Annotated in this window: 11 protein-coding genes and 1 tRNA gene; 5 read left to right on the top strand and 7 right to left on the bottom strand. The window is 69.8% G+C overall.

All coding sequences use genetic code 11. The annotated features are described in order from the left end of the window. Positions 1-8 precede the first annotated feature (8 nt). Positions 9-1,370: an MFS transporter gene (locus tag GBN72_RS07390; RefSeq protein WP_246212297.1), complete on the top strand. Its 1,362-nt coding sequence runs from the start codon at positions 9-11 to the stop codon at positions 1,368-1,370. A 167-nt stretch (positions 1,371-1,537) separates the two neighbouring features. Here the strand turns inward: GBN72_RS07390 and GBN72_RS07385 are convergent, their stop codons facing one another. From GBN72_RS07385 to GBN72_RS07375, 3 genes are all read right to left on the bottom strand, one after another. After that, positions 1,538-1,756, bottom strand: a complete 219-nt coding sequence (locus GBN72_RS07385) for a hypothetical protein (protein ID WP_151770756.1) — start codon at positions 1,754-1,756, stop codon at positions 1,538-1,540. A 33-nt stretch (positions 1,757-1,789) separates the two neighbouring features. Continuing rightward, entirely contained in the window at positions 1,790-3,052 is a 1,263-nt protein-coding gene (locus GBN72_RS07380; protein WP_164540430.1) for an MFS transporter, read from the bottom strand. Between the two features lie 144 nt (positions 3,053-3,196). Next, positions 3,197-3,778 carry a hypothetical protein gene (locus GBN72_RS07375; protein WP_151770755.1) on the bottom strand — a complete coding sequence of 194 codons (582 nt, stop codon included), beginning with the start codon at positions 3,776-3,778 and terminating at the stop codon, positions 3,197-3,199. 522 nt (positions 3,779-4,300) lie between these two features. On the opposite strand from GBN72_RS07375, the gene GBN72_RS07365 reads away from it, so the two are divergent. Further along, positions 4,301-4,654 carry an Imm51 family immunity protein gene (locus tag GBN72_RS07365; RefSeq protein WP_164540428.1) on the top strand — a complete coding sequence of 118 codons (354 nt, stop codon included), beginning with the start codon at positions 4,301-4,303 and terminating at the stop codon, positions 4,652-4,654. A gap of 903 nt (positions 4,655-5,557) precedes the next feature. On the opposite strand, the gene GBN72_RS07355 is transcribed toward GBN72_RS07365, so the two are convergent. The 3 genes from GBN72_RS07355 to GBN72_RS07345 form a co-directional block, all read right to left on the bottom strand. Beyond that, positions 5,558-6,589 (bottom strand): hypothetical protein, encoded by a 1,032-nt coding sequence (locus tag GBN72_RS07355; protein ID WP_151770753.1) that lies wholly within the window; start codon positions 6,587-6,589, stop codon positions 5,558-5,560. 124 nt (positions 6,590-6,713) lie between these two features. Further along, a tRNA-OTHER gene (locus GBN72_RS07350) sits at positions 6,714-6,832 on the bottom strand. A gap of 379 nt (positions 6,833-7,211) precedes the next feature. After that, the gene (locus tag GBN72_RS07345) at positions 7,212-8,060 is read right to left on the bottom strand and encodes a LysR family transcriptional regulator (protein ID WP_151770752.1); all 849 of its coding nucleotides are present in this window, start codon (positions 8,058-8,060) and stop codon (positions 7,212-7,214) included. Between the two features lie 104 nt (positions 8,061-8,164). Between GBN72_RS07345 and GBN72_RS07340 the strand changes: the two genes are divergently transcribed. Continuing rightward, positions 8,165-8,908 (top strand): SDR family oxidoreductase, encoded by a 744-nt coding sequence (locus GBN72_RS07340; RefSeq protein WP_151770751.1) that lies wholly within the window; start codon positions 8,165-8,167, stop codon positions 8,906-8,908. A 386-nt stretch (positions 8,909-9,294) separates the two neighbouring features. Here the strand turns inward: GBN72_RS07340 and GBN72_RS07330 are convergent, their stop codons facing one another. Then, entirely contained in the window at positions 9,295-10,026 is a 732-nt protein-coding gene (locus tag GBN72_RS07330) for a dienelactone hydrolase family protein (protein WP_151770750.1), read from the bottom strand. 322 nt (positions 10,027-10,348) lie between these two features. Between GBN72_RS07330 and GBN72_RS07325 the strand changes: the two genes are divergently transcribed. Further along, the gene (locus tag GBN72_RS07325; RefSeq protein ID WP_151770749.1) at positions 10,349-10,888 is read left to right on the top strand and encodes an ArsR/SmtB family transcription factor; all 540 of its coding nucleotides are present in this window, start codon (positions 10,349-10,351) and stop codon (positions 10,886-10,888) included. After that, positions 10,885-12,180, top strand: coding sequence for an MFS transporter (locus GBN72_RS07320; RefSeq protein ID WP_151770748.1), 1,296 nt, complete (start codon positions 10,885-10,887; stop codon positions 12,178-12,180). Before GBN72_RS07325 ends, GBN72_RS07320 begins: the two co-directional genes overlap by 4 nt. Positions 12,181-12,313 lie beyond the last annotated feature (133 nt).

Raw genomic sequence — 12,313 nt, 5'->3', positions numbered from 1 at the left:
AAATTCAGGTGACCGACGAGAACGGTCCTTCTTACGATCGGGCGCTGCCCAATCGTGCCCTCCTGTCTCTGAACGGCTCCCGCATGAAATCCTTGATCCCTGGCGTGCTGCGTGATGAACCGCAGTTCGCCCGCCTCTTCATCGGGCAGTCCCTGTCGGTGCTGGGCGACCGTGTGTCATTCGTGGCCGTGCCCTTCGCCGTGCTCTCGGTGGGCGGGTCTGCCTCTGACGTCGGATTGGTGACGGCCGCCGGGCTGGTGCCCATGCTGCTGTTCACCCTGGTGGGCGGGGTGTGGGCGGACCGCTTTCGGCGGCATCGCATCATGCTGGTCTCCGACATGGTGCGGTTCGCCGTGCAGGGGCTCATTGCTGTACTGCTACTGACCGGTGTTGCCGAGGTTCCGCATCTGGCCCTGCTGATGATGCTGTTCGGCACGGCGGATGCGTTCTTCATGCCCGCTTCCATGGGACTGATGCCGCTGGTGGTCGGGCCGGAACGGCTGCGTGAGGCCAATGCGCTGCGCGGGTTCGTCCAGTCGTCCGGGCTGGTGCTCGGTCCGGCCCTGGCCGGTGGACTGGTCGCACTGGCCGGCCCCGGCGGTGCCCTGGCCCTGGACGCCCTGACCTTCGCCGTCAGTGCCGCGTTCCTGGCCCGGCTGAAGCCTCGCGAGACGGCGTCCGAGACAGTGCGGGGCGCTGCCCGCGGGACCTTCTTCGCGGAGCTGCGCATCGGCTGGGTTCAGGTGCGCAGCCGGACGTGGGTGCTGTCCGGCCTGGCCGCCATGGCGGTCTACCACGTTGTCGTGCTGCCGTCGGTCTTCGTGCTGGGACCCGTGCTTGCCGAGCGTGAATGGGGCGGTGCGGCAAGCTGGTCCGTGGTGGTGGCAGCCTTCGGTGTCGGGGCCATCGTCGGCGATGTGTGCGCCTACCGGCTCAAGATCGCGCGGCCCATGGCCCTGGCCGCTGCGGCGCTGGCTGTGGCCTCCTGTCAGGCGGTCATCATCGGCTCCGGTGCATCACTCGTCTTGATCGCGGTGCTCGAAGCGGTCACCGGCGTCGCTGTTTCCCTCTTCTTCGTCCTGTGGGAGACGGCGCTGCAGACACACGTGCCTGAGAATGCCCTGTCCCGCGTGAGCTCCTACGACCACCTGCTGTCGTCCGGACTGATGCCGGTCGGCCTGGCGCTCGCCGGCCCCGTGTCTGAGTCATTCGGCGTGCGGCCCACTCTGTACGCGATGACGGTCATCGCGGTTCCAGCCACTCTGGCGCTTCTCTGTGTACCGGCCATCCGACGCCTCCCCGCGCATGCCCCGGGCACTGCGACCGGCGGTGGCGGCGTCCACGCTGCCTCAGAGGCCGGCCTTCCGTAAGCAGGAATGGTGGGGACGCGTCACTGATCACGCGGCGAGCGCGAGCTCACCGGCGTGGTAAGTCGGCCACCTTGTTGTCCGCGGACAACAAACGTCTGCAACGCCTCCACTGCGTATCGGTCAACGACACACCTGGCCTGACGAACGGATGATGCGACCGAACCGGCTCAGGCGCCGCGATGGTTCTGCGGCCCGGTGGAGAGCGCGGCCCTGCGGGCGGCTGCGGTGAGCCTGGGCCCGATCGAGCCGTCGTTGGTGAGGTCGGCGCGGTAGGCCAGCGCCGCGGTCAGGTAGCGGTGGACTCTCTGGCCGTACCGCCAGCGGTAGCTGCGGTAGACCTCGTCGGAACAAGGGGCGAGGCCACTCCCGTCGCTGGCGCTCCACATGGTGAGGCGCCGGCTCGCGCCCCGTCGCCGGAGTCAGTCCGCGGTCTTCGTGAAGTCCAGGTCGGCATGGCGGACGGCGTGGGAGGCGGTGGAGACCGTGGCGCCGAGCATGCTGATGCAGCCGAAGAGGAGGAACGTGGGGCCGGCACCCCACACTTCCACCAGGAGGCCGAAGACCGGGAACATCACCGGGGTGATGCCGACCGCGCTGAGCGCCTGGACGGCGGCGACCCGGCCCTGGAAGGCGAGGGCGGTGTTGGCCTGCATCAGGGCCAGGGCCAGACCCCCGCAGAGGCCGGAGACCAGGCCGGAGACGAGCGCCACGGCGACCGCGAGGGCGAGGTTCGGCATGACGCCGATCAGGCCGATGCCGGCGGAGGCGACGAGCAGGGTGATGTTGTGCCAGTGGCCGGCCCGGGGGAAGCGGCCGCGCACGACGAGCAGGAGCGAGGTCGTGCAGACGCCGACGCTGAGGGCGGCGTTCACCCAGGCACCGCCCGAGGGGCCCCAGCCGCGTTCCTCGGCGAGCACGATGACGCCGATCGCCATCGGCGGGATGCAGCCGATCATGGAGAGCAGTCCGGAGAGGACGAGCGGGCCGACGACCGGCTCGTGGCGCAGGTAGACGATGCCGTCGACCAGATCGCGGCGGGCGGTGGAGTCCGCCGCGGGCTGCTCATCGGGCGGCAGCGGTGCGAGCCGAACCGCCACCAGGAGGAGCAGCGAGAGGGTGAAGAGGACGCCGGTCACGGCGAACGCGGCGGCGGGGCCGCCGAGCCCCATCGAGAACCCGGCGAGCGGCGGACCGGCGATGTGGCCGGACCGCTGCACCAGATTGCGCAGGCTCTGCACCCGCATCAACTGGTCGCGGCCGGTGAGCCGGGGCGGCATGGCTCCGACCGCCGGCATGAACAGGGCGTCCACGACGCCGAAGACGAGGGCGAGCGCGACGAGCAACCAGAGGCCGGGCGTGCTGAACGCGAGGGCTGCGGCGGCCGCGAGGATCACCACGGCCCGGACCGCGTCGGAGGAGATGACCACCAGGCGCGGGCCGAACCGGTCGGCGATCACACCGCCGCCGAGCATGAGGATCGCCCGGGGTATCGCGCCGACCGCCATCACCAGGCCGACCTGGGCCGGTCCGGCCACCTTCTGCGCGGCCCAGCCGAGCGCCACGAAGTAGGCGGCGTCGCCGACCACGGAGAACGTGTAGGCGACGAGCCAGCGCAGGACGTTGCCGTCCCGGTGCACCGGGGTGGAGGGGGCGACGGCCACGGCGGAGGCGGGCGGGGCCACTTCGTCAACGGGTTCATCTGCTCGCGAGGTCACAAACGCGCATGGTTTCCCACAACGTCGGCCCCTACAACTGAGTTACCGGCCGGATGCCATGGCCCTCCGGCGGCGGACCGGGGCCGCCGCCGTCAGCCGCTACTTCGGGGATCAGTAATCGCAGGTGCGGTACGTGCAGAAGTCGACCTCCACGACTCCGGGGAGCCTGGCGATCTCCTCCTTGAGCCTGTCCCGGCTCCGTCCTTCCGAGAAGTCTCTTGGCATACCTACGTGAAGTTCGAGCCGCCCGGTGTACTCCTCGCTCACCTCGATGCTGGTGGCTCCGAAGTCACGCAGATGCTCCTTGCGCTCGTTGAACTCACGGTCGTGGAACCGCTGGGTGGAGTCCAGCGTCGCCTTGAAATACGGGGGCGGTTCGTTCTCCGGATCGGGTGCGAGAACGATCAACGCGAACACCGCCACAGTCGCAAGGGGTGCGGTCACCGCAAACCATCCGCCTGGGCGGCTGCCGGCGTCCGCAAAGGCGGCAACCAGCAGCAACAGGGCTGCCGGAATGAACAGGAACATGCCGATAACGGCACCGATCAATGCCCAGGTCAACAAGCCTGTCCCGATGACGAGGCAAGCACGGGCGCATGCCTTCGCCTGCTCTCGCAGCACCAACGGCACGGCGGCCGGTAGCGCGCTCAAGACGAACAGCCAAGCCAAAAATGGGGCGATCACGAGCCCCAAGGCCGCCGCACCCCCTGCCATCACGACCCCCGCCACGACCCATGACCGCTGCCGAGCGGACATCTCCTGATGTATCCCCATTGCGCCCCCCCACCCCAGAATATTTGAACGCGTTCAAGTCACTCTACGGGAAGGCACCGGAAGACCGGAAAGCCATCGATCCCTAGGACGCTCGACCGAGTTGAGGGTGACCACGACTGAACATGACTGGAACGATGACAGCAGCTACGGCGACGCAGTTCAGAGGGCCGGGCGAGCAACACGGTTCGGCTGGGTGGCGATCGCCGGCGCCACAGGGGTGCTCGGCAGCGCGTTCCTCGTCATGGCTGTTGTCTGCGTAGTCGCAGCCATCGGATGCATATACGTCGTGCCTCGACGAGCGGAACGTCCGGTTCGCCGTCACGTAGACCGATACAGCCAGGGCGGCGTGCGGAGGCTGGACGAGACGTGCACCGATCCCCGGTTCTGCGCGGCCGGGCCACCCGCACCAGCTTCGGCCACGGCCACCTCTACCATCGCCGCATGACCGATGCATCAGCTCTGGCCCCGTTCCGCCTGGACGAAGGCTGCGAATCCGATCCCTCGCACTGCCTCTACTTCGTCGAGATGGACCAGGTCGCCGACGTCTTCGAAGAGCACGACGCGGAAGGTAACGGTCACGGCTGGGAAGGCTTGGCCGAGTCACCGGTCCACTCCCGCATGCCCGAAAGCGCCGACAAGATCCACTTCGGATCAGAGAGCGACACCTTTGTTGTCACGAGCCCCGACCTCAAGGCCCTCACGGAGCTGGCTGTCCTGCTGCACTCTGCCTTCCACAACCGCGAACTCCTCAGCCACTACATCCAGACGGCCGACCCACGCTTCCTCGACCGATAAGACCCGCGGCTGCCCGGCAGGGCTTTCGAATTGACGCTCCGCCAGGTGCTTGTCGTCCGATGTCGTGGTCGACGGTGGATGGTGTTGGTGCTGGTCATGCAGACCGATGCATCGTTCTGGGACTCGCCGGCATGCGAGGGGCCAATGATGTGGACGTCGAGCTGGCTCACCCGGCACCCCACGGCCCGGGCCGAGGAGGACACCGCCGGCCCGAAGCATGTCTTGGCCCGCTGCCCCCGAACTGGACACCCACGACGAGCGAGTTAGGTGTGCCGGGCAGCGAGTCGGGTTCTGGCAAACTGACCAAGTGAGCGGGAATGTAGGGGCGTCCGGCGACCGGTTTCGAGATCGACGCGAACGCAAGTACGGATATGACTTTCTCGATGAGGTTCTGGTGCACTGTCCTCGGTGTGACGGGTGCGCCACTGTCACGCCCCACCCCGAGACCCCAGCAGATGAGAAGGCTGCCGGCTACGGGAGCCTGGATCTCCGTCGGCGGCTGCGATGCACGGGGTGCGGCTTCTTCGAGGATCGGAAGGTTGACTCCGCTGTCGTGGGCAGCCCTGTCGATCCTTACTTCCAGCGACCGGTGTGGTTGCGGACGAGCTGCTGTGGACACGTCCTGTGGGCCTATGACGTGCGTCATCTCGATCTGCTGGAGGCCTACGTGAGGGCCAAGCTTCGTGAACGCGGAGAGCTTGTGCCTTGGGCCCCGATGAGTCTGGTTGAGCGGCTTCCCACCTGGTTGAAAGCCGCGAAGAACCGGACCGAGGTCTTGCGGATGATCAGGCGTTTGCGTTCCTCACTACCTGCTGGCGGGTGATCGAACGCGCGGTGGTCACAGCTCGGGCACGGCCGACGGCGTCCATCCCTCCCATATGCAGGGGCCGGTCTCACCGCGGGCTACTGGATGCTCCAGCGGTGCGGGTGGTCGGGACCGGTGGGGCAGGCGAAGACGTTGAGTTCGCCGAAACGGCCCACGGTGACCTGGGTGGGGGTGGCGGCCCGATGGGTGGGCAGGTCTCGGTCCTCAAGCGGCTTCCAGCTGCCGCTGCCGCCGTCCCATTCCGAGCTGTCGATGGTCAGCAGCAGATGCATCGGCGTCCCGCAGGTCCGACAATTCATGGGGTACGGGTCGGTCTTGTGCCAGGAGGCGAAGCCACCGACGCGCCATCCCGGCGGGATGGACAGGTCGTACTGGTAGCCGACCGGATCGGCCGCGTTCTCGTCGGTCGACTGATCGGCCTCCGCCTCCTGGGCTTCCTCCCATGCGTCGAGCCGGGCGCACAGCTCCTCGGGCAGAACGCCGGCGAACGGGTAGCTGACCACCTGCTCCGGGTGCAGTACGCAGGGCTCGGGCACGAAGTCGTCGGACCCGACGACCGGCGGTTGTGGGGGTGTGGCCAGCACGCCCCCGACTTCCCACGACCGTCGCCAGCGCAGGTGCAGCTCCAGGTCGTATCCGCTCGGGCCGTGCGCGTTGAAAGGGCACCAGAACACCTGGAGCAGGTCGCAGTCGTCCGGCCCCGCCGACAGGTCCGGGACATCCCGCCGGTACAGCTGGGCCAGGCCGATCATCGGCAGCGGATCCGTCTCCGACACCTGAGGGAGCCGGTGCTCCAGGTGCAGCTCGGCCAGGAGCTCTCGTTCCTCCTCCGTGGGGCCCGGGGTCTGTTCCCGGGCCCACGCGGCAGCCTGGATCCGCCGGTAGCGGTGGATGTCGGCGGGGCGTCGACCCCACCCGCGGCCGTGGGCCTCACCGCATACCGGCCACGGCTCGTCCGCCGGCCACAGCATCGGGCCGCCCACCGAGCCGGCCGACATCTGAGGGCTGCCCGGCCGCGGGTGGAGCCGCGTCGTCGTACCTCGGTAGGCAGTCAGTTCCGGAAAGAGCACCTCGATATCGAGCGGGCGTGGGGGCGTGGTCCTCGTCATGGGACTCGACCTTAGGCACCCGGTTGCCCCGGCCCCCGAGCACCCCGGCAGCAATTTCGCATGACCAGTGCTGCGACCTGGGTCGACTCGCAGTGCCTGCGCTGCACAAGTTCCAGGTCGGCTGCGGTGCCGACGGGATTTGAACCCGCGGACGGATAGGGGCAGGCCCGCCCCATCTCCGTCAGTCGCCGTGAGCGGGACCTCGTCCACGGCGATCGCAATGGGCCGCTCTGCCACGGCACCGCAGCCTGCGAGAATGCGCGCCATCCCGCTCCGGCCCAAGGTAGAGGATCGTCCGGTGTGCGGCGAGCCCTCGTCCAGCACGAACCGGCGTCGGGGCCGGTCCTGCTGCGGCCGATCTGGAAGGAGGCGCGGTCCAGCAGACTCCCGTTGGTGTACAGGCGAGCCTCCTTCGAAGGCGCCGACCCAGTCACCGTCCCGGACGAGGCCGGCGCAGCCGACGCGCTCACCCTGCACGGAGGTGGCGTCCCGACGGACACCTGGCAGGTCGACGTGGACGGACTGTCGCTGGACGGACTGTCGCTGGACGGCACCGCCAGGCTCCGACGCGCAGTGACAACAGCACCTGCCAGCACGGTGTCCCGGCGTTCACCGCCGTCGGTCACAGGGCAGTCGCGGCGCGGACCAGCCCCGCGACCGCCGTTGAGCGGCTGTGCGGTGGCCAGGCGATGACCGTGGTGACGCGGGGGGCGTCGGGGACCGGTACGGCGGTGAGGTCCTCGCGCAGGCCGGTGCGGCCCGACTCCGGCACGACCGCGCAGGCGCGTCCGAGGGCGATGAGCTGGGTGAGTTGCGTGTGGTCGCGCACCTGCGGTCCGGAGCCGTCCGGGAAGGTGCCGTCCGGGTGTGGCCAGCGGGGCAGGGGCAGGTCGGGAAGGCCGGTGACCTCGGCGAGCCGCAGGTAGGGGCGGGCGCTGAGAGGGTGGCCCGCCGGGAGGATCGCGACCTGACCCTCGGAGTGCAGGTCCTCGGTGTCGAAGCCGGCTGTGTCGTCGAACGGCCGATGCAGCAGGGCTATGTCGGCCCGGCCGTCGTGCAGCAATCGTGTTTGCTCGCCCGGCCCGCACAGCGCGACGTCCACGGCGACGGCGCCGGGCTCGGCGGCGTAGGCGTCGAGGAGTTTCGCCAGCAGTTCACCGGAGGCGCCCGCCTTCGCGGCGAGGACCACGGCGGGGCGGCCGGTCGCCGCGAGGGCGGCCCGGCGGGTGCGCCGTTCGGCGGCGTCGACGGCGTCCAGCGCCGCCCGCGCCTCCCGCAGCAGCACCGCCCCCGGCCCGGTCAGGGCGACACCCCGGCTGCCGCGCTCCAGCAGGAGGGTGCCCAGGCGCCGTTCGAGCCCGCCGATCGCCCGCGACAGCGGGGGTTGGGCGATCCCGAGCCGCTGCGCGGCCCGGCCGAAGTGCAGCTCTTCAGCGACCGCGACGAAGTACCGCAGCTCACGTGTCTCCACCCAGCCAGCCTAACCGGGACGGCCAGGCGCGATACCCGGGCGGTATCGCCGTCCACCCAGTCGGTCTTGGACGCCCTGCCCCGCGAGGGAGAAGTATCGATGTCATGAGTGAGACGAACACCGTGAACCACCACAAGGTCGCGCTGGTGACCGGGGCCAACAAGGGCATCGGGTACGAGATCGCCGCCGGGCTCGGCGCCCTCGGCTGGATCGTAGGAATCGGCGCGAGGAACGAGGAGCGGCGCGAGGCCGCCGTGGACAAGTTGCGCGCGGCCGGGGCCGACGCGTTCGGCGTGCCGCTGGATGTGACCGACGACGCCGGCGTGACAGCGGCGGCTCGGCTGCTGGAGGAGCGGGCCGGGCGGCTCGACGCGCTTGTCAACAATGCGGGGATCACCGGCGGCGGGCCGCAGGAGCCCACCACGGTCGACGTGAACCGGGTACGGACGGCCGTGGAGACCAACGTGATCGGCGTCATCCGCGTCACCAACGCCCTGCTCCCTCTGCTGCGCCGCTCGCCGTCGCCGCGGATCGTGAACGTCTCCAGCCGCGTCGGCTCCCTCACACTCCAGACCACGCGTGGCACCGAGACGGGCCCCATCGCCATCGCCTACGCGCCGTCGAAGACGTTCCTCAACGCCGTCACCGTGCAGTACGCCAAGGAACTGGCCGACACCCACATCCTGATCAACGCCGTCTGCCCCGGCTTCACAGCGACCGACCTCAACGGCTTCCGGGGAGTGCGCACGCCCCAGCAGGGCGCAGCCGCCGCGATCCGGCTGGCCACCGTATCGGCCGACGGGCCGACGGGCCGCTTCTTCGACGACGAGGGAGAGGTGCCCTGGTGACGCGCTTCGGGTTCGCGCCCCCGGGGCAATGGCGCATGGCGTTGCCGTGTCGAGGCGGGCGCGGGGGTGTCCAGCCGAGGGGCGGTCGGCGGTGACAACGCCTTGCGCGGTGTCGTTCACCGCCGGTCCCCGCTGGTGAACGACACCCCCGCGACCTTCGCCACAGGCATGCCCTGCGCGGACAGCGGGAGCATGTGGGCCGCCGCCATGTCACCGCTGACCCTGTGCCTTTGCGGATGATCCGCAGCAGGGCGCTACCCCTTCGTCATCGTCGGTCTGTCTACTTGTCGACCTGTCGAGGCTGAACACTTCGGCCGTGCCGACCAGTTCCGGTGGACGCGCCGATCGGGATCCGTTTCGCGATCGGCGCGTCGCGGGCCGAGATGTCAGACGAGGTGCCGGGCGAAGAACCTCAGCGTGCTCTCCAGCTCGAATGTCGGGATCTCCCCGTGCTTGCCGGGGTTGGCGTGCAACGTTTTCTCGGCCGAGCCCAAGGCGTCGAACAGCGCCAGGCTCTGCACCCGCGGCACCCGCTCGTCGTCCCACTGCACCAAGAACTCCACCGGGACGGTGATCCGCGCGGCGGCCTCGGCCGACGCCAGCACCCCGCCCAGGCCCAGCACCGCCGCACGGACCCGCGGTTCGGCAGCGACGAACGGAACGCCGAGTCCGCATCCCAGCGAGACCCCCCAGTAACCCACCGGGCCGGCGCCGACGTGCTCGAGTTGTTGCACCGCGTCCAGGACCGCCCGCCATTCCGGCACGGTCTGTCGGGCCACGAGCGCCTGGAAGCCGGCGATCAGCGGGGCCAACTCTTCGCCGGCTTCCACGCGAGCTTGGTTCTCAGTCGCGATCCGGTCGTACTCCGCAACGCTCGGCCGGTCGCCATGGGCGGGAACGTCGACCGCCACGACCGCGAAACCGCATTCGGTCACGAAGCGGCGTGCACGATCCAGCATGTCAGGGGCCTTCTTGTGCTGACCGCCACCGTGTCCCATCAAGACGAGCGGACGAGTGGTGGCAGCACCTCCCGGCGTCCACAACACGCCAGGGATCTCATCAAGGATGAAGAGCTGTTCGCGGACGCCGTCGAACGACGTCTCAGAGATGAAGCGCATAGCGGTTGGTGCCTTTCGGGATGCCTTTGCGGGCGCTCCCTAGGCAATGCGAGGGAGGGAGGCCCGACCTGTCACAGCGTTGATCGGTCTCACCTCCTCAGTTCGCAGCGGTACACGGCGGTGCACGGCGGCAGGAACGTATCACGAAGGACTCCGCCCTGACACGACCGGGAACGCCGACAGGGCGAACGTCGCCTGGACACGGCACCAGCTGCCCATTAGCCAACTTCGGGCCGCGGCTGCTCACACCGGGACGCGGCAGCACTTCTCGCGGACGAAAACCCCCTTGCGTAATGGTCAAGAAGTGTTGACCATTGGTCCCATGACCGACGATGATCTGCCCGAGACCTTTCACGTCACCACTGACGAGCAGCTACGCGCCGTCTCCAACCTCACGCGTCACCGGATCATGGCCGTGCTCCGCTTCGAGCCCGCGACGATCACGCAGATCGCCGAGCGCGTGGGCCTCGCGAAGGGGAGTTCCAGTTACCACGTACGACTGCTCGAACGCGCCGGCCTGGTGAAGGTGGTGCGGACGCGGAAGGTGCGGGGGGTCACCGAGCGGTACTACGCGATGGCCGCGCGGACGATCGAGCTGCCGGATCCGGGCGAGGGAGGGCCGGATGTGCTGATGCGGCACGCGGTGGCGGACCTGGAGGCAGCGCCCGCGGCAGGTGAGCGCCACGTGAAGATGGCGCATCTGCGGCTCACCGAGGAGCAGTTCGCGGAGCTGGGGGCGCGGCTTCAGGCACTGGCCGACGAGTACCGGGAACTGTCCGATCCGTCGCTGCCGGACGCGTCGCTCGTCTTCGCGCTGTTCCACCCCGCACCGCGCAAGCAGGCCGAGGGAGACGCCAGGTGACCCAGTACGCCCAGAAGTTACCGACCGGGTTCGGACGGCTGTGGACCGCGCAGACGGTGTCCTCGCTCGGTGACGGTGTGTCGCACGCCGCGCTGCCGCTGCTCGCGTTGACGCTGACGCGGGATCCGATGGCGCTCGCCGTCGTCACGGCCGCCGGGACGCTGCCGTGGCTGCTCTTCGGGGTGCTCGGCGGTGCGCTGGTGGACCGCTGGGACCGGCGGCGCACGATGTGGATCACCGACGTGGTGCGCGCGGTGTCGCTCGTGATACCGGCGGCGGCGGCCGTGCTCGACCTGCTGAGCATTCCCCTGCTCGCGGCCGTCGCCTTCCTGCTCGGCCTCGGTGGACTGTTCTTCGACACGGCTGCCACGGCCTACCTGCCGGCTCTGCTCGGCCGGGACCCCGCGCTGCTGGAGCGCGCCAACTCCCGCCTGCGCGGCACCCAGACCGCCGCGTCCGGCTTCGCGGGGCCGCCCGCGGGCAGTGCCCTGCTCGCGCTGGGGCGGGCGTTTCCGCTGCTCGTCGACGCGGTGTCGTTCGCGCTCTCCGCACTGCTCGTACGGTCGCTGCCTGCCGCACCCCGGCCCGTGCCGAAGGCCCGTGAGTCGCTGCTGCGACAGGCGCGGGCCGGCGCCGCGTACGTGTTCCGGGACCAGCTGCTGCTCGGGCTCGCGCTGCGTCCGGCGGTCGGGAACGTCGCCTTCCTCGCTGTGGAGACCGTCCTCGCCCTCTTCGCGCACGATCGTCTCGGCATCGACACCTTCGGCTTCGGCCTGCTCCTCACCGCGGAGGCCACCGGCGGTCTGCTCGGCGCGGGCATCGCCTCCTTCCTCGGCCGACGACTGGGCACCGGCACCGCGCTCACCTGCACGGCCGCGGTCGAGGGACTCGCCATCCTGTGCCTTGCCGTCGCCCCGAACCCGTACGTCGCCGGCCTCGCGCTCGCCGTGTGCGGAGCGGGCATGGGCGCCACGATGGTGCTCGGCCCCTCCCTCCGGCAGGCGATCGTCCCCGCCCACCTGATGGGCCGGGTCGCCTCCACCTCCCGCATGCTCGCCATGTGCGCCGCCCCGCTCGGCGCCTTCCTCGGCGGCTGGCTGGCCACCGCCTACGACGTGCGCACCCCGCTCTACGCCGCCGCCGGCCTCCTCCTCACCATGACCGTCATCACGGCGACCATGACCAGCAACCGCCGTGTCGAGGCGGCGCTGTCCGCTGCGGCCCCGGCCGAGGGTCCTGAGGACCCGGTGTCCGAGGATCCCGCCCGGAAGAGCGCACGCAAGGTGTTGTGACGCCTGCCGCGATGGCGTCGTCACGAGACCCCGCGCCCGCTGCCCTGCGGATCCGACCAGATCCCCGAGACCTGCCTCCGTCCGACCCACCTCCGTTTCCGGCATTGTCCGGACGCTGCGGGAACGGAGGTGC

The organism is Streptomyces abyssomicinicus (assembly GCF_008974245.1).
Lineage (GTDB): Bacteria > Actinomycetota > Actinomycetes > Streptomycetales > Streptomycetaceae > Streptomyces > Streptomyces abyssomicinicus.
This window is presented reverse-complemented; position numbering and strand designations above follow the sequence as displayed.

Coding starts and splice junctions, on each gene's coding strand:
- GBN72_RS07385 (WP_151770756.1), bottom strand. CDS start 1,756: ATGTGGAGCGCCAGCGACGGGAGTGGCCTCGCCCCTTGTTCCGACGAG.
- GBN72_RS07365 (WP_164540428.1), top strand. CDS start 4,301: ATGACCGATGCATCAGCTCTGGCCCCGTTCCGCCTGGACGAAGGCTGC.
- GBN72_RS07355 (WP_151770753.1), bottom strand. CDS start 6,589: ATGACGAGGACCACGCCCCCACGCCCGCTCGATATCGAGGTGCTCTTT.
- GBN72_RS07340 (WP_151770751.1), top strand. CDS start 8,165: ATGAGTGAGACGAACACCGTGAACCACCACAAGGTCGCGCTGGTGACC.
- GBN72_RS07330 (WP_151770750.1), bottom strand. CDS start 10,026: ATGCGCTTCATCTCTGAGACGTCGTTCGACGGCGTCCGCGAACAGCTC.
- GBN72_RS07325 (WP_151770749.1), top strand. CDS start 10,349: ATGACCGACGATGATCTGCCCGAGACCTTTCACGTCACCACTGACGAG.